Consider the following 16,455-nt stretch of genomic DNA (forward strand, 5'->3'; position numbering starts at 1 on the left):
TTTCATCAACAATTTAAAACCAAACCAAAATGCCAGTACCTGCAACAGATTCTATCTCGGTGGCAGACATTTCGACCGACTTGCAGAACTATGCCTTGGATAACCAAGAGCATTTGATTCAGCAAGTTACATCTGTTGGTTTCGATGGGATTCCCGGAAGCCCACTCGTTCCATTAGATGACTACGTAATGTTTTTGCCAACTACCGGTGAAGTCGTATTGACCGACTTAATCGTAGATGACCCACTCCAGCCCGGGGGAACAGACACATTCGACCCTAAAAATGAGGTAGTAAAGTATAAGACACGTAAAGCGTCTGTAAAACCTGCCAAAGTCGATTTGAAGTTCAAGCACACGAAAATTATGGCCATGTATAACACTTACATTGGCCGTGTAAAAAGCAAGAAAATCGACCCTAAAACATATCCTTACGAGGAAGATGTGATTAAGAAGATTTTGAAGGCAGTGAAAAAATATTTGCGTTTGGCGATGTGGCAGGCGGAACACAATGAAGCTGACAAATCGTTTATGGGTCTTTTCGACGGCTGGATAAAGCAAATTTTAGATGCAATTGCGTTGAATGATGGCTCTATCAATATAGTTGATATTGATGCTATTAATGGCACGAATGCAGTTGCTCAGTTGACTAAGATGAAAAAAGCATTGCCTGCGGGTGTACGCTATGGCAACAATGCTGTTTTGATTCTCAATGAAGAAACGAAGGATTTCTATGAGGAAAACTACCAAGCTCTACATGGTACGCTTCCATACAATACAGGGTTCACCAAAAAGTATTTGGATGGCTCTAACATAGAAATTATCGTCGAAGAAGGTTTGGCAGGTTTTGACCGTCCAATCATTACGACAAGAGAGAACCTTGTATTCTTGTATGACGATGAAAACAAGCAAAACAACGTCGATTTTGACTACCAAAAAAGAGACCGTTCACTTGCTTATATCATGGACTTCTTCACAGGTGTAGGTATTTGTGCAACGGAGCTTATTTGGGTCGGAGATTCAAACTAATAAGCCATTGAAAGCCTATCTATCATTTATTTGATAGATAGGTGTTTTTTCACTTCTCAAACAAATTTTCAAACATGTCAAATGTAAATTTTGCAAGTTTAGTAGTTGATTCACACCAAGAGGGAAACCCAGGTGGTGTATATACTCTTGGAGTAGTTTTAGCAAAATCCTTTACGGCACCGTGGCCCGTGAAAGGAGATATTACGGCTGGTGAAATTACGGTGGCTCCCCGAATACCAGTAGCTACTAAAATTGCCGTTTATGATTTTCCAGATGGTAAAGTTGAAGCATCTTCGGAAAAACAAGGAGAACCAGGCTTTCAGAGTTTTAAACATAATATCGAATTTATGTTTGCATCATTCAGTAAAGGACACCAAGCAGAATTAAGTAAATTTTTGAATGCTGGTGGTGTATTCTTTGTTGAAATGGGCGATGGCTTATTTGGGGTTGTAGGTTCTTCAAAAACTCCAGTATATGCCAAACAGTCTTTCAAAACAGGCAAGAAAGGTGGCGACCCTCGTGGCTTTACTATGAAAGGTGATGCCGATGGTATTATGTGGGATATTTTACCTTTAAGCCCAACAGTAGCAGCGGCTTTAAATTTTGAAGCTTTACCAGCTTAATTATGATTTTTTAAAAGGCATTGCCTTTTTGCTCATTTCAAAACAATTTACCGTAATGAAAAACTACAAATTTAAACAAGGTTTTAAGCCCGGTTCGATTAGTAAGGTCGTGCCAGGTGTGGGTTTAATGCGGATTGATGAAAATATTAGTGACGCCGATGCAAAGAAATTGATTGATGCTGGTGTAACTAATATTTTCGAGTCTGTCAGAACTCCTGCTGTAAAGGCTTCAACCTCTAAACCAACTCCAACAGATGGCAAAGAACAAAAACGAACAGCTACCAAGCCAAAATCAGGTAGCAAAGTTGCAGACGCCACAACCGCCTGAGCAACCAAAAGCTCCTGAACCTGAGCAACCGAAAGCTCCTGAGCCTGAGCAACCGAAAGTTCCTGAACCCGAGCAACTGAAAGCTCCTGAGCCTGAGCAACCGAAAGCTCCTGAGCCTGAGCAACCGAAAGTTCCTGAACCCGAGCAACTGAAAGCTCCTGAGCCTGAGCAACCGAAAGTTCCTGAACCCGAGCAACTGAAAGCTCCTGAGCCTGAGCAACCGAAAGCTCCTGAACCTGATGAAACTATTGGTAAAGAGAAAGCCAAAGAGATATTGAAGAATGTCTTAAAGAACATCAAGGAATCTATTTTTAATGGTGAAGGTGAAACGGATGTACAAGTCTCGAATTCTGCGGCAAAAGCAAAAGCAGAACTTGATAGAAGGAAAGCCGAAAGTCAAGAGAGAGCGGGCAAAAAAGATGTGATTAATACTGAGCCTATTTATAGAAGCCGTACAGAAAAATAATGCCCTCAAAAATACCTGTTTGCAAAAGCAGGTATTTTTTGTATGTTTGTAATGCAAACTTAAATACCATTTATAGGCATACCACGTGTTGGCAAGAGATTGCCGACAGGCAGGGGTTGAAAGAACCCTACGTGGTTGCCTTTATGGTTAATTAAGTTTGCAGGACCTGTCGGCTCTTTTTTTATGTATGCCAAACCTGACTCAATCCCATCTGCTACGGAATTTTTAAAGTCCGAGGACATCGAAACTGATGTTTTAGAATCTGCTTTGCTCAATTTCCTTTTTTACTGCCCTATTCCCGACCACTTCGAAGACCCTTACGATTATATCTTAGCAATGAGTTATTACGAAGTAATTAGCTCGTTTTTAGAAATCTTGCAAAATGAACGAAAGAAAAGCCCTAAAAGCACGTTTAGAACTGCTTGAATCAGGTTTGAGAACAAAAAAATACACTCAAGCAGAAGTTGATTTATGCAAAGAAGCATATCAAAAACTATGCAATGAGGGCGTTAAACCTGATATAAAGCAGGTTGTACCTGTTCCGACCAGTAGCGTACCTACCAAGACTTATGGTCAAAACGATGTACTGCAATTAGATGAAAATGCAAAACAGGTTATTAACCAGCTACGAACACAACAGCAACAGTTTGATGCCCAAAAGAGTGAATTATCTAATAGCTTGAGAAACTACCCTACTCATGTAAACTGTAAACCTGTTGTTGAGCAGATTTTAGCTCTTCGTGAGCAATGGAAGAATGTTGGCGATAAGATTAGGTATGTTATCGAGCATGGTAAATTACCTGAAGAAAAAATTGCCGATTTGCCTGATGGTTGGGCAGATAAATTGCCCAAAAGCAAATACGAACTCGATAGAGCAATTGGTAATTTGAAAATCAATCTTAAAAAGTGGTCTGATAAACTGAAGGCGAATAAAACGCTTGTCAAACAACAGGAATATGCTGTTAAAATTCGTGAAGGTGAAATGAAATTAGAAATCATGCTTAAACTATTCAAATCATTATGAAACTTGGAGACAAAGTTTACAAAGGTATTGATGCCGTCGTTACGAGAGTAATAGATGGCGATACGATTGAGGTAACAGTTGATTGCCTATTTGACATTGCTCAGAAAAATTTGCAAATTCGGCTTTATGGAATTGACACACCAGAGCTGAGTAGTACAAAAGTTGAAATTCGCACGGCCGCAAAAGCTGCCAAAGTAAGATTGACCGATTTACTTCAGGGGAAATCAGTAAAATTGACTTCATATAAAGTTATCGACGATGATTTAGATACTGATAAATATGGACGATATTTGGCAGATGTTTACTTAGACGATAAAAATATTAATCAATTAATGATTCAAGAAGGCTATGCAAAAGAGTATTTTGGAGGAAAAAAATGAGTTGCCTGATGGCGTTTATTTATCACACTTAGTAACTAAAAAGGTCGAAACAAAGCATAGACGCTTGTTTTTTGAATTATTCAACAATACTGAGTTTCGTACACCCGAAGGTGTTCTTTATCTTGATTTAAGAACTATTTTGGGGGTAAAAGTGAAGCTGTTAAGTGTTGAGACAAATACCATTAAACCACGTGAAAGATGTGTTTTTTACATTGATGTAGAACAGTATGTTGCAAGGTTTAAAAAGATTGGATGGTTTTTATATCCTCTATATGCCGAAGTACAGACAACAGATATACACGGCGAATGTAAGAACTCAGGTAAAGAAGAAGATTTGGTTGCTTATGGCAAGAAGATTGATAATTTGAAGAAGAAATGAAAAAGACTTTAATTCATGTGATTGGTAATATTGCTGCTGGAAAAAGCTCGTTGATTGAAACGATAAAACCACAATTTCAAGATGCTCAGTTTTTCTCCATTGATGAGTATAGAAAAGTATATGGCAGTTGGGTCGAAGACTATGAGGGATATTCTTGGAGGAAACTTGTTGAAGATTTAATAAAAAGTCCATTTGCTATTTTAGAAACCTCTGGCACTTCAAGGTATGTTCCACTATTGGAAAAAGAATTTGATGGTAGAGTTATTCGTATTATAGTGAAAACACCTATTGATTTATGCTTAAAGAGATTTATTGACAGAAGAGATAATGGTTATGAATTAGCACCTATCCCTTGGCGAAAACCTGTTGAATTAGCTATGTTTGATATTAATGATATCCTTTACAGTAAAAAGTATGATGCTGAAATTGATGGCAAAAAAACTATTGAATCAATGTCTTTAGATTTTTTAAAAATATTTAAAAGAGCATAAGTTTTGCCCTACTCATATAGAATACCACATTGCAGCTTTGCAATGTGGTATTTTTTTAAATTTAAGTTTGCAAAACATGATTAATGAACTCTTCATTACCGAAAAGGTAAAGGTTAGTGAGCTTGTCCCCAGCTCCAAAAATCCCCGAAAAATTAAGCAAGAAGAACGAAAGAAACTTTGGGAGCGTATTCAGAAATATGGTATGATTTCTATACCTATTCGTGATGCCGATGGTACGCTATTAGGCGGAAAACAACGTTGTGAGTTGCTTGTGCAATATGGCCTTGGCGATTCTATGATTGATGTCCGTACAGCTACTCGAAAGCTGACTGATGAAGAATTACGAGAAGTAATGGTTATCGAAAATACCCATGCTGGAGAGTGGGATTTGGAGATACTAAAAAAAGAGTTTGATGATTTTTTAGACCTGTCAGATTATGGTTTCAATCTTGATGCCATCGACCAAGTGGCTAATGAAATTGCCGAAGCCCAAGAACCTGAATACCCAATTGTTCCAAAGTTTTCGGAGAAATATAGTGCTGTTATCATCGTCATCGAAAATTCTATTGATGAAAATTTTGTTCGGTCTGTTTTAGGCTTAGAGGTAATGAAAGATTATAAAACCTCGAATGTTGGTGAAAGTTATGTTCTGAATGCAAAACAATTTACTGAAAGATGGAACAAACGCCTATAAAAGTCTTGATAGCAAGCCATAAACGAGCCGCTAAAATCACTACTCATAAGAAAGTATCGAATAGTATCATTTGTATTCCAGAGAGCCAATTAGGTGAATACCGTGAGCATTGTGGCCATAACTACGAAATTGTTACGCATCCTGATTCTGTTGTGGGTCTTAGTTGGAAACGCCAGTGGATGATGGAATATTTCGGCGATGCTTTTCACTTGGACGATGATTTGATGTTTATGAAGCGTATTTATACTGAGCCTAACGAACCTGATAAATTGGCACCCGATGAAATATTTGAGGTCATTCAATCCACAGCACGTGCTGCTCGTCAAAGTGGGGCCTATATTTTCGGGTTCAATACAAGCGGAAAACCATTTACATACAGCTCGCTCGCTCCCGTCCAAATATCAGGGTACATAAACACTTGTGCTTTTGGGCTATTTGTTGGCTCAAAACTTTTCTTTCGTCCTGAACAGCGATACCAAGAAGACTATTGGCTTTCGGGCTTAAATGCTTATCATAACCGAAAAATTTGGAGGGACAATCGTTTTTATTTTCACTTTGGCGAGACCTGGACCGGAGCTGGTGGACTGGCAGAATTTAGAAATTTGGAAACACTCGAAAAAACTTTGAAGGAATTACAGAAATTCTTCGGAGAAGATGTAATTTGCGTCAGAAAGATGGGAACAAAAAACCACCCGTATCAAATGAACTTCAAAGTACCATTCTGATGAAAAAGAGCAAAACGAGAGTAATTATCAGGTTATATTTTCGGTACGTCATGCAAATACTGTTTCCAAGACCCGAAACGTTCATTCGTAAAGAATGGATTGAAAAATCGAAAGAATAAGTTCTTGTAGTCTGCAAAAAATCCTGTCAACATTGGCAGGATTTTTTGTTTTATAGCCTGCCAAAAAAGCAGATAAAATATATGTTTTACTGTTTTTTCTCCTTGTAAACTCCTCGTACGTTCGCAGTGTAATCAATAAACAAATACACTATGCAGTACGTCAAATTAACATTTTATAAAGCAAGTCTGGGCAAAGGTCCAAAGGGTTTTGGTAACTGGTTTTTCAAGATTGGAAACGAACTTATATCAATACCAGGAATGTACTCCGAATCAAAGAAAACTGCTTTGAAAATCGCCAAAGAAAAGAGAACCTACCAAGTCTTTTTAATGCCATAGTTTCTCGAAAAGCCCTCAGTTTAAGGGCTTTTTTTTATTAAAAAATATAAGAAAAACAGTTTTGGCTACTTGTAAACTCATCGTACGTTCGCATATCAATTCAACATCAAAAACACAAAATCATGCTATATTTTTTGCAAATAATAGAGTTAAAAAATAAAGAAGGAAGATTCACTTTTCTACGTGAAAATGCTGAAAATATAACTTTTCGTCAAGCTGACAACATTTTACATATTCCAAAATCAGACTTCAAAAAAGAAGATATAATCGAAATTTATGAGTCAGTTAAGCTATTTGGAAAAGTGCCAATAAAAAGGGTTTTGCGAGCAATTAATTAATTTTTTCATATCAAGTAAATCAATCACAATCATGTCAAACAGAACAATTAAAATCGGGCCTAATTGCCAACGCCACATCGGAAAATATGAAGGAGCAACAGAAGCTAATTATATAGCTTTTTCAAAACTTACAGCTCAAAAAGTAGCTATCAGCAGAATGGATAGTGAGCTTACAGAACGATTAAACATCTATACTGTTGCTCACCTTTGGAATTTAAAAACAGAAGCTCCAGAGCAATTTATGGACGAAAATGAGTACCATACTTATTTAGTAGAAAACAGTAAAAATCCTTATGAATTAGCTAAGTTTTGGAAGCAAGCAAAAACAGATGCAGAAAGTTGGATTTGTAAAGAATCTATCATTGATGAGTGTTTGCCTCCATTTCCCAAAACCGATTTCGAGCGATGGGGAGATAAGAACTGGTTGAAAGATGTAAGTAAGGCTTGGTTTAATGATAAGACAACTAATTTAGATGTAAAAGTCGAAGAAATCAACGCAAGCAGCTCTATTCAAATTACAATAGATGATTGTATCGAATTTGTCAAAAAGTACAAGCCAAATGCTTACAAGAACCCAAAAGTAATTGAGAGAGAGACCATCGAAAAGCGATTCAAAGAAGTAGCAGGGTTCAATATTAAGGACTACTACGCAGAGCATCTAATTAGAAGCAATGAATTTATGAGCTTAAACCTTGAGACAGCACCATTTTAAACCCAACGCCCCGTTTTCAGCGGGGCGATTTTATTTTATGGCAAAGACAGTAGATGTACCAAAGCCTTTACGGGCCTTCAATACCGAATTCAATAAGCTATCATATAAATATGATACTGCTGATGTTTTTTCAGATTTAATTGACCTAATGGTTACTTTCTTTAAGTATGAAGGTGATAAAGAATTAGGTGATAAATTAAAAAAGCAGTACAAGAATGATTACGAACAGCTTTGTATTTGTGTTCGTGAAATGTTTGTAGCCTACCGAAATGGCATCGGTGAAGGCGATGATAATGAATATAACTGGTATGATGGCATCGGTGAGTTTTATGAAGTTATTACTTCTTCTTATAAATCAAGTCGTTTAGGTCAGTTCTTCACTCCAGCACCAATTTGTGAAATGATGGCGGCAATAATTGTTTCAAATTGCCAAAATGTAAAAATAAATGACCCGTGTTGTGGGTCAGGAAGAATGCTTTTGGCTTCAGGAAGATTCGCTCGTAATAGCCATTTTTTTGCAACTGACATTGACCAAATCTGTACAAAAATGACAGCTATCAATATGTGCATACACGGATTGGTTGGGCAGGTGGTTTGTGCTGATGCACTTTGGTACGGCGACACTTGGCGTTTTGGCTATCAAATCAATGACACCTTAAAATATGGATTGCCAAGCATTAGAAGCATTACTCAAGAGGAATGTTTTCAAAGTAAAATCATTCAGAAGGAAGCAAAAATTACTGAGGTTGTCCCACCCGAATTTGAAGTAAAAATGCCAGGAATAAAAAAGCCTGGTATTACTCAATTGACACTTTTTTAAAGCCCTAATTATCAGTTATTTATGTGGAAAACTATTTGCAAAAATAAAAGATTCACTGTTTTTACCCCTTGTTAACCTTGCCTAAATTCGTACTATCAAATCAATCACAAAACAAACAAAATGAAAGAATTCACTAAAGAAAACTTGCCAAAGAGAGAAAAAAGTATCAAGCGATTAGCACCAGGTACTTTTGTAATGAAAGTAAGTACAGAAGAATACTATGCTTGCAAAAAAGCCCAGAATGGAGGTGTTTTTGTTGATGCCTGTAAGAACATCAATAAATATAATAAAGGGCGTGAAGACGCTGAAAAAGTCGTAAAATTTGAAAATGAAGATGCTACCTTAAACTATTTAAACAACGTGAAAGCTAAGGATTTTAAGAAGAAATTAGAACAGCTCCCAGCAGAGCAACAAAAAGAAATCATCGAGCAAATAAAAGAAAGACCAGATATGGTTCTCGGAGTTCAGAAGTCTTTGCTCAAGGGATTTTCAGACTTGCCATTATTTAAAAGTGCATCGGATGCACAGCAAACAAATTTATTCTAAAATGCAGAAAGCCCTGTTGTCGCAGGGCTTTCATATTCTCAAGTAAATCAATCACGAAAAACAAAAGAACAATCAAAAGTATGGAAATTTTCAGAAAAACAAAAATCTCAAAACGCTACGTCAGAACCACATGGAATGCTAAAAATGTACCATTGATTAAAATGCAAGGTGAATATTTGCGGGATGCTGGCTTTAAAATCGGCACAGAATGTAGTGTAAAAATTGAACAAGGACGTATAATTATAATAGCATTATGATACCACAAGAGCTTAAAACAGTAAATGGCTACGATTTTTATGAATGTAGCTCTGCCCTTCAAAAATGTATTCGAAGGGGGATGGAAGACGACGCACTATTTTGGATGGCAGAACTTTGTTTGAGTAACTATCAAGAATACGTTTGGAAAAGGTTAAGAATTATTAGTTCGGAAGACGTTGGTTTGGCAGAGCCTCACATCTCAAGCGAAATTATGGCACTATATGACCTACATCGAGAACAGGCCAAAAAGAAAGATGATAAGCATTTTCCAGAACGTTTGTTCATTGTTCATGCTGTCATTATGCTTTGTCGAGCAAAGAAAAGCCGACATATTGACTGGCAAACCTGTTATGTTTTTGGTTGCCACTCAAGCAGATTCCGTTCCATTCCCGACTTCGCTTACGATAAACATACCCGAAAGGGGAAAAAGTTGGGGCGTGGGTTCGCCCACTTTTTTGAAGAAGGGTGCAAACTTGAACCGCACGTGCCAGTTGATGGAGAAATAGAATCAATGGAAAATGCTAAAAATGCTTTAGGAGACAACTGTATGGGCTTGTTTTCAGCCTAAAACTTCTATCCTGTGAAACCGAAAGTCCGTGCTACAAATTCGTAGCATGGACTTTTTTATTTGATAGAATGAGAATCACAAAGCATAAGTCAGGTGTAATCAAACGGCTCCTAAAGATAGAAGAATCAGAGCTTGAACCTTACTTCAAATATTATCTTGGGGAAGTTGAATTTGAGGCCCTTCCAGAAGAACAACAAATCAAACTTGAGCGATTCAAAAAAGCATGGTCTTGGTACGTCATGGGGCGAACTAAGCAGATGATTATTGACGCACTCAAAAAAGACTACAATATCAAAGACCGTCAGGCAGAATATGACTTGGCAGCCTCTATTTTCCTACACGGTCGCAAAGAACCAGTCGACAAAGATGGTCGCCGAGTAGCATCGGCTGAATACTTCGACCTTTTATCTCAACTATCTACAAAAGAGAAGAAATACGATTGGGCCATTGCTGCTCGAAAAGAAGCCGATGACTGTTTAGGTATCCATGAAAAAGAAATGGATGGTTTGAACCCAGAAGATTTCTTGAAACCTACCAAAATCATTTTCAACACAAAAGTTGACATCCACAACTACGAAAAAGAAAAAACGATTGATTTAGATGAATGAGGCTCAAAAAATAATTTCTGTATCGCCCAATATCAAGCAATGGAAGTTTTTACGGTCTCGTGCAAAACGAAAGTCGTTTATTGGCGGTCGTGGCTCTGGAAAGTCAATCGCAATGGGATTTCAAGTAGGAATTTTATTTAATGATTTCCCAAGGGCAACTTGGGTGGTCGCTGGACTCACCTATGTACAACTTGACTCCGTTGTTATTCCTTCTATCCGTGATTCTCTCGAAATGATGGGCTATCATGAATATGACGCAAAAAATTGTCCATATGGAGTTTACACACTTGGAACGCAACCCCCTAAAAACTGGATTCGACCTTACAAGGTCCCAGGAAAGAAGGCATACCAATATTGTATGACCTTCATTAATGGTTTTACAATTCGTTTCGTTTCCCAAGACACTCAAAAATACCATCGTGGACTTTCAATTGATGGACTTTTAGTCGATGAATCGGCCACTATGTCTTTTGAATTTATTCAAACGGTTTTATTACCTGCATTTCGTGGCAATGAAAACAAGTTAGTGCCTTACAAAGACCATCCGCTCAGGTATGGATTTTTTGACTTTTCGTCAGCCTCTTGGACTCCAGAAGGGAACTGGATTTACGACACGGAAGAAAAATGGAAAGCGATGATTGATGAAAGGTTAAAAATGACACCTTCACAATTAAAGGCAAATCCACCCAAATACCTATTTCTTGAATCGACATATCACGATAATCAAGAACATCTACCACATGACTATGGTGAGCGATTACAAGATTTACTGGACCCATGGAAGTTTGAAGTCGAAGTGTTAAACCACAGGGTACTGAAAATACCTAACGCCTATTATCATGCTTTTACCAGCTCTAAACACGGGTATAAGGATAGCTATGATTATAAAAGAGATGATAAGCAGAACCTTATTTGGACTTCAAATGACTACCATATAGACCGACCATTAGAAGTGTCTTTTGATTTTAACAGTGATATATGTTGGTTATTGGTGTGCCAAGAAACATCAAATGAGTTAAGGGTAATCAATAGTGAATTTGCCAAACCAGCCGTCAAAGATAACAGGGAAAAGAAACTATACATACAGCTCGCTGAAAAGGTCTGCGAGAAGTATGCTACACATACCAAAAAGGATATTTTCATTTATGGCGACCCTAATGGAAATAGCACTAATGCAGGTACTTCTAATAATAATAAGCCTTTTTTTGATGAAGTCAGCGAGGTATTTAGAAACGCTGGTTGGAAGGTATTTAGACGAGAGCTGTCGTCCTACCCTGGTTTCAAAGATAAATATGTATTAGTCAATCTACTGTTTGAAGAGCGGTCAGAACGCACGCCTAAGATACGCATCAACGTCAACACTAATAAAGCTCTAATCATAGCCCTGCAAAACACTATGGTTAAGACTGATAAAAGCTTTAAGAAAGATAAGAGTAGCGAAGACAAAGCAAGGCTGAGAGAGTACGCCACTGATGGCACCGATGCTCTTGATTATATTCTTTATGCAAAATATAAAAATGTAATGCCGTCCACGGGTTGGTCAAGTACTGGAATCATCACTTTATCACGCTAATACCTTTATATTCTATTTTTTCTCTATGGCAACTGCCGATTCCGTTATAGTGGCGGGCAGGGAGAAAAGACAGAAAGTTGAAAAAAAAACGGTTTTGCACCGTAAAAGCCTAATTATTAAATGCTTACATTTTTTTTGATTGCAAAACATATAAAAAAGTTTTGTCCTGTGATGAAAAAAACAGTGGAATTAACCTTGTAACATGATACAGACGATTGGAATAGGTGAAGTTTTATCCGAAATGTGCCAGCCTTCTAATGTTTTTACTATCGAATACAGAAAGGTGGACGGCAACTATGGAAAAAAGGAACGATGCGTTTTGGTGCGTGGCTCAAACAACGATTTGAGTGAACGCAAAAAGATGAATCGCAATGGTTTGCTTCTGCTCCGTGAAGTTGGCGGGAAACATGATTTTAGTGTGTATATAGATTTGCTTGTAAGTTTTAACGGTACAGAAATAGATTTTCATAAATGAAACAAATTGGTCATAATGTATTTGTGCATCAGTATTCACCTACCGCTGGTGTAGTTGTGAGTTTTGGTAAAGATGGCAGTGAAGCCATTGATGGAGCTGTATATTCCGAAAGCGGTGGAAACCCGAAGGTAAGTAGCAGTGAGTATATCAAGCGTGGTGAGAATGATGCCAAACTTTTAGAGATGCACCGATTAGCAACCGAAAGCCCCAATAAATGGGCTTTGCTCTCTACAAAAGCAAGTTTTATCGGTGGTTGGGGTTTTCGACTGTTCGACCGACAAATACATAATATGAAGGAACAGCTCATTCCTTTCTATTCTACAAACTTCGACGAGTTTCACGACCGATTAGACTTAGACGATTTTCACCAAGCGGCATCTTACCAACTTGCTTTTGGGAATGAATTGAATGTCAAGATGACGCTTGATAGTACAAACAAAGTTGCATCGCTTGAAGTGGTTGATAATAATGACATTCGTTCTGAAAAACCATTGAAAGGCAAAACTAAGACTGAGCGTTTTTGGCTCAGTAATAAATTTGGCTTTCAGAAAACCGTAAAGAAAGAAGATTGTCTGATTCTCCCAGCTTATGACGCTTCTGACCCAACAAAGTACCCTGTTTGTATTATTCACCAAATCAAACGCATTCCGATGCAACGCTTCAACGGAATGGCTGAATGGTGGGGTAGTAAAGAATGGGGAGAAGTTACGAATGATGTGCCTAAATACTACAAGGCTGCTTTTCGTAATGGTTTCTTCGTTACGCATCATATTTCAATACCTGATGATTACTTCGATAAAGAGGGCTTAGATGATGTAGCCAAAGAAAAATTGAAGATAGATACGCTTAATGAAATAGCGGATGTACTCTCAGGTATCGACGATGCTAATAAAATTTTGGTTACGTTCTCAAAATATTCCGCTGATGGAAAAGGTATCCTGAAAGAAATTAAGGTTACTCCAATCACAAACCCAATAAAGGACGAAGCCTTTATACGAATGTTTGAAGCGGCCAACTTGGTTCAGGCAAGTTCGCACGCAATGCCCGGTAAGTTAGCGGGGGTGCAGCTCGGTAGTCAGATGGGCAGTTCGGGCAAAGAAATTGTTGCCGAAGCTGACTATTTACAAGACTACCTAACTTATTTCGACCGTACAATGATTTGCAAGCCTGTGCAAATTGCCAAACGAATCGAAGGGCTTGAGCCACTTAAAGTTTTAGGAATTAAGCGTATGGAAAGCTACACTCCAGATGTTACGCCAAAGGATAATACTTCTAACCCTAATCCTAAATAAGTCATGTTCATTAAAGACATAAAAGATTTTAAATCTGTGTTTGGTGGTGTTCAACGAAACATGGAGTGGGATACTTGGAAACCGTTCATCAATGAAGCTGAACAGTTTTATATTATCCCTGCTATTGGTGATGAGCTATACACAGAGCTTGACGGATTGGTAAATGCGGCAACACCTAACCTAAATACTAAACAGGCCCGTTTGGTTAGCTATCTCAAAATTTCGATTGCGGCCTATGCTGATTATTGTGGTTGGTTCAGAATCCTTTTAGGCACTGGCGATGGCGGTAAAACTATCATCGCTCCAAAGGATATGCAAGCACCTGGCAAGTGGACAACAGTTGGCGGGCGTAAGGATGCTTTCAATCGAGGCGATAAATCTTTGGAAATGGCATTGGCATTTTTAGAAAAGAATGCAGACGACTTTTCAACGTGGAAAGATTCACCGTTTTATACCATCATTCAAAAGCAATTCATTGCATCGGCCACAGAACTTACCGAGTTCTTCCCACATGCTGCACATAGCAGACGAATGTTTCTTCAGCTAAAAGACTATCTAAAAAAAGCTCAAGAGAAGCATTTGAAAACTGTGATTGGCAGTGAGCAGCTCACGGCTTGGATTGCTAAAATCAGTAACGCCAACAGTAGTTTTAGTCCTGAAGAAGATGAAGCCTTTGAAATGGTAAGAAGTTATGTTACGAGAAAGGCTGTTTCGGATGCAATTCCATACTTGAATATTTCGGAAGACTGGCGTTTGATAGCTGAGTTTGATGGTATGCAAAGTGAGAACGTTTTACCCAAAGAACGCCGTGAAGAACTTGCTTTGAAGGAAAGTGAGTTGGCAGAAGGCTTTCGCAATGAATTGATTCGGCATCTGCAAACCTATGCTTCTGCTACGGTTTTTCCTGAATATTTTTCTTCAACGCTTTACAGCTCTCGTTTGGAGCGTAAAGCATCATCTAAGTTACCAAATTCTAAAGAAAACAAATATTTTGTATTATGAAACCTACTGTCAGTACCACTGCCCCACCACCTCCAATGAGAGTTGTAAAAACAATCAATGATGATTTTGCGAAAAAAGAACAGCAGTTGAAAGAACAGCTCGCTTCTTTAGACCAACAGAGAAAGCAACAGGAAAACGCTTTAAAACAACAGGAAGCTGCTCGTATAATTCAACTTAGAGAAAATAGAGAAGCATTGTTGGAAGATGCACGCCAATTTGAAGAACTCTCATTAAGAGCTGTTACAACCGAAGATAAAATCTTTTATGTTCAGGAAGCTCGTAATGCTCGAAAATCGGCAGCAGAAATCATATTGCCAGAAGATGCTACCACTCAGACAAAAACATCGGTAGAGCAACCCGTTGCATTAGGTGTTTCTACTACTCAAGGAATTTGGGGTTTAATAATCCTTGCTTTAGCTACTGGACTTTTGTTTTGGGCTTATGGTATGTCTGATAATGAGAATGATTCTGCTGCTCGCATGATTAACAGTGGTGGAATGCGTTTTCTGTCAAACGTTTGGATGTCTCTTGGCTCATTAATATTTGGCTTTGCTATTCAATGGGCTTTATTCCCACAACAGTTTTTTTATTATCACTCAAAATTTAATACAGAAAGATGCTTACGAGAAGATTTTGTCAATCCAAGCAAAGAAGGTTTCTATCGTATTGCTTGTTGGTTTTTTACATTGGCATTGCCAATATGGGTGTTTGTCAGCATATTCCAAGTAATACTGGCATAGATTCAAGAAAATGCGTTGTCGATTGGTGGGAAAGTCAATTGTATGTTAAAGAAAAAACAAACAGAAATGACAATCCCCAAATTGATGTGTACTTTAAAAATTTGGGGTTCAATACAACCAAATATTATTGGACACATAAAATGTGGTGTGCTGCCTTTGTTTCAAATGGTTATTTAGCTTGTGGCATAAAACTTCCTTTTAAGAATAGTCTCGCTCCTGCTGTTTTTAACTGGAATAATGCGAAAGCCTTTCATATTTCCAAGTTAGATGCAAAGCCCGGCGACGTAGTTACTTATACATGGGGAAGTCATATTGAAGGCATTAAAGAATGGATACCAAATCCAAAGTATCCATTCTTTACTCCAATTGGAGGTAATACAAAACCTCCAAAAGGAGTAGAAGGCACACAAGGTGTGTGGCAGAAGAATAGGTTAAAAGTTGAAGTCAGAAATGTAATCTCTTTAATTAAATGAATATTCAAAACAAACTTACATTGTGGCAACGCCTGACAGCTCCGTCGCCCAAGTTATTCGCCTTTATTTCAAAGCTGGCATTGTTAGCTGGAGCTGTTGCATTTTCGGTTGCAAATTTCAATACGCAACTAAACTCGTTGGGTATTGATGTGCCTGTTATCTTGGTAAAGGTCGCCACCATTGCTCAGTGGGTTTCGGCTGGAGCTTTAGCCATTAGCAATTTGACAGTGGACTTCGACAAATACAAAAAGGATAACGCTCTTTAAAACTCGGTCGCCATGAATGTTTTACGCCTTTTTTTTGAAAAATGGAAACATAGAATTATCCTGATAGGTGTTGCTATTCTATGTTTATTGCCCTCTTGGTTTTTATTTAATAAAAATCAAAAGTTAGACTCCAGTAATGAAAGTTTACAAGATTCGCTTGTTAACCATCAAATAAGTAGTCGAATAATGAAAAC

Annotated in this window: 26 protein-coding genes; all 26 read left to right on the forward strand. The window is 38.0% G+C overall.

Annotation, left to right across the window (positions count from 1 at the left end; genetic code table 11):
- Positions 1-29 precede the first annotated feature (29 nt).
- The 26 genes from IEX65_RS03165 to IEX65_RS03290 all read left to right on the forward strand — a co-directional run bounded on the left by IEX65_RS03165 (position 30) and on the right by IEX65_RS03290 (position 16,261).
- Positions 30-1,025 carry a hypothetical protein gene (locus IEX65_RS03165; RefSeq protein ID WP_188764560.1) on the forward strand — a complete coding sequence of 332 codons (996 nt, stop codon included), beginning with the start codon at positions 30-32 and terminating at the stop codon, positions 1,023-1,025.
- A 74-nt stretch (positions 1,026-1,099) separates the two neighbouring features.
- Positions 1,100-1,648 (forward strand): hypothetical protein, encoded by a 549-nt coding sequence (locus IEX65_RS03170; protein WP_188764561.1) that lies wholly within the window; start codon positions 1,100-1,102, stop codon positions 1,646-1,648.
- Between the two features lie 55 nt (positions 1,649-1,703).
- Positions 1,704-1,976 (forward strand): hypothetical protein, encoded by a 273-nt coding sequence (locus IEX65_RS03175; RefSeq protein ID WP_188764562.1) that lies wholly within the window; start codon positions 1,704-1,706, stop codon positions 1,974-1,976.
- Positions 1,903-2,442, forward strand: a complete 540-nt coding sequence (locus IEX65_RS03180; protein WP_188764563.1) for a hypothetical protein — start codon at positions 1,903-1,905, stop codon at positions 2,440-2,442. Before IEX65_RS03175 ends, IEX65_RS03180 begins: the two co-directional genes overlap by 74 nt.
- 183 nt (positions 2,443-2,625) lie before the next feature.
- Positions 2,626-2,868: a hypothetical protein gene (locus IEX65_RS03185; protein WP_188764564.1), complete on the forward strand. Its 243-nt coding sequence runs from the start codon at positions 2,626-2,628 to the stop codon at positions 2,866-2,868.
- Positions 2,825-3,466 (forward strand): hypothetical protein, encoded by a 642-nt coding sequence (locus IEX65_RS03190; protein WP_188764565.1) that lies wholly within the window; start codon positions 2,825-2,827, stop codon positions 3,464-3,466. The genes IEX65_RS03185 and IEX65_RS03190 overlap by 44 nt, the downstream gene beginning before the upstream one ends.
- On the forward strand, positions 3,463-3,846 hold the full coding sequence (locus IEX65_RS03195; RefSeq protein WP_188764566.1) for a thermonuclease family protein: 384 nt from the start codon (positions 3,463-3,465) through the stop codon (positions 3,844-3,846). The genes IEX65_RS03190 and IEX65_RS03195 overlap by 4 nt, the downstream gene beginning before the upstream one ends.
- Entirely contained in the window at positions 3,815-4,225 is a 411-nt protein-coding gene (locus IEX65_RS03200) for a hypothetical protein (protein ID WP_188764567.1), read from the forward strand. The genes IEX65_RS03195 and IEX65_RS03200 overlap by 32 nt, the downstream gene beginning before the upstream one ends.
- Positions 4,222-4,716, forward strand: a complete 495-nt coding sequence (locus tag IEX65_RS03205) for a hypothetical protein (RefSeq protein WP_188764568.1) — start codon at positions 4,222-4,224, stop codon at positions 4,714-4,716. The genes IEX65_RS03200 and IEX65_RS03205 overlap by 4 nt, the downstream gene beginning before the upstream one ends.
- Positions 4,717-4,792: 76 nt before the next feature.
- Positions 4,793-5,410: a ParB/RepB/Spo0J family partition protein gene (locus tag IEX65_RS03210; protein WP_188764569.1), complete on the forward strand. Its 618-nt coding sequence runs from the start codon at positions 4,793-4,795 to the stop codon at positions 5,408-5,410.
- The gene (locus IEX65_RS03215; RefSeq protein ID WP_188764570.1) at positions 5,392-6,135 is read left to right on the forward strand and encodes a GREB1-related protein; all 744 of its coding nucleotides are present in this window, start codon (positions 5,392-5,394) and stop codon (positions 6,133-6,135) included. Before IEX65_RS03210 ends, IEX65_RS03215 begins: the two co-directional genes overlap by 19 nt.
- Before the next feature lie 269 nt (positions 6,136-6,404).
- Entirely contained in the window at positions 6,405-6,590 is a 186-nt protein-coding gene (locus IEX65_RS03220; protein ID WP_188764571.1) for a hypothetical protein, read from the forward strand.
- A 122-nt stretch (positions 6,591-6,712) separates the two neighbouring features.
- Complete coding sequence (locus IEX65_RS03225) at positions 6,713-6,928, forward strand: hypothetical protein (protein WP_188764572.1); 216 nt, start codon at positions 6,713-6,715, stop codon at positions 6,926-6,928.
- 31 nt (positions 6,929-6,959) lie between these two features.
- Positions 6,960-7,640: a hypothetical protein gene (locus tag IEX65_RS03230; RefSeq protein WP_188764573.1), complete on the forward strand. Its 681-nt coding sequence runs from the start codon at positions 6,960-6,962 to the stop codon at positions 7,638-7,640.
- Between the two features lie 37 nt (positions 7,641-7,677).
- A complete protein-coding gene (locus IEX65_RS03235; RefSeq protein ID WP_188764574.1) occupies positions 7,678-8,460 on the forward strand; it encodes an N-6 DNA methylase in 783 nt (260 codons plus the stop codon).
- Positions 8,461-8,580: 120 nt separating this feature from the next.
- Positions 8,581-9,006 (forward strand): hypothetical protein, encoded by a 426-nt coding sequence (locus tag IEX65_RS03240; RefSeq protein WP_188764575.1) that lies wholly within the window; start codon positions 8,581-8,583, stop codon positions 9,004-9,006.
- Between the two features lie 80 nt (positions 9,007-9,086).
- Positions 9,087-9,263: a SymE family type I addiction module toxin gene (locus IEX65_RS03245; protein WP_188764576.1), complete on the forward strand. Its 177-nt coding sequence runs from the start codon at positions 9,087-9,089 to the stop codon at positions 9,261-9,263.
- The gene (locus IEX65_RS03250) at positions 9,260-9,832 is read left to right on the forward strand and encodes an AAA family ATPase (RefSeq protein WP_188764577.1); all 573 of its coding nucleotides are present in this window, start codon (positions 9,260-9,262) and stop codon (positions 9,830-9,832) included. The genes IEX65_RS03245 and IEX65_RS03250 overlap by 4 nt, the downstream gene beginning before the upstream one ends.
- A gap of 68 nt (positions 9,833-9,900) precedes the next feature.
- Positions 9,901-10,440 carry a hypothetical protein gene (locus tag IEX65_RS03255; protein ID WP_188764578.1) on the forward strand — a complete coding sequence of 180 codons (540 nt, stop codon included), beginning with the start codon at positions 9,901-9,903 and terminating at the stop codon, positions 10,438-10,440.
- A complete protein-coding gene (locus tag IEX65_RS03260) occupies positions 10,433-12,013 on the forward strand; it encodes a terminase large subunit domain-containing protein (RefSeq protein WP_188764579.1) in 1,581 nt (526 codons plus the stop codon). The genes IEX65_RS03255 and IEX65_RS03260 overlap by 8 nt, the downstream gene beginning before the upstream one ends.
- Before the next feature lie 202 nt (positions 12,014-12,215).
- Positions 12,216-12,488 carry a hypothetical protein gene (locus IEX65_RS03265; RefSeq protein WP_188764580.1) on the forward strand — a complete coding sequence of 91 codons (273 nt, stop codon included), beginning with the start codon at positions 12,216-12,218 and terminating at the stop codon, positions 12,486-12,488.
- The gene (locus IEX65_RS03270; RefSeq protein ID WP_188764581.1) at positions 12,485-13,780 is read left to right on the forward strand and encodes a hypothetical protein; all 1,296 of its coding nucleotides are present in this window, start codon (positions 12,485-12,487) and stop codon (positions 13,778-13,780) included. Before IEX65_RS03265 ends, IEX65_RS03270 begins: the two co-directional genes overlap by 4 nt.
- Before the next feature lie 3 nt (positions 13,781-13,783).
- Positions 13,784-14,782 (forward strand): DUF6712 family protein, encoded by a 999-nt coding sequence (locus IEX65_RS03275; protein WP_188764582.1) that lies wholly within the window; start codon positions 13,784-13,786, stop codon positions 14,780-14,782.
- Positions 14,779-15,522, forward strand: a complete 744-nt coding sequence (locus IEX65_RS03280) for a hypothetical protein (protein WP_188764583.1) — start codon at positions 14,779-14,781, stop codon at positions 15,520-15,522. Before IEX65_RS03275 ends, IEX65_RS03280 begins: the two co-directional genes overlap by 4 nt.
- On the forward strand, positions 15,483-15,995 hold the full coding sequence (locus IEX65_RS03285; RefSeq protein ID WP_188764584.1) for a hypothetical protein: 513 nt from the start codon (positions 15,483-15,485) through the stop codon (positions 15,993-15,995). Before IEX65_RS03280 ends, IEX65_RS03285 begins: the two co-directional genes overlap by 40 nt.
- Positions 15,992-16,261, forward strand: coding sequence for a hypothetical protein (locus IEX65_RS03290; RefSeq protein WP_188764585.1), 270 nt, complete (start codon positions 15,992-15,994; stop codon positions 16,259-16,261). The genes IEX65_RS03285 and IEX65_RS03290 overlap by 4 nt, the downstream gene beginning before the upstream one ends.
- Positions 16,262-16,455: the final 194 nt, after the last annotated feature.

The organism is Emticicia aquatilis (assembly GCF_014644295.1).
GTDB lineage: Bacteria > Bacteroidota > Bacteroidia > Cytophagales > Spirosomataceae > Emticicia > Emticicia aquatilis.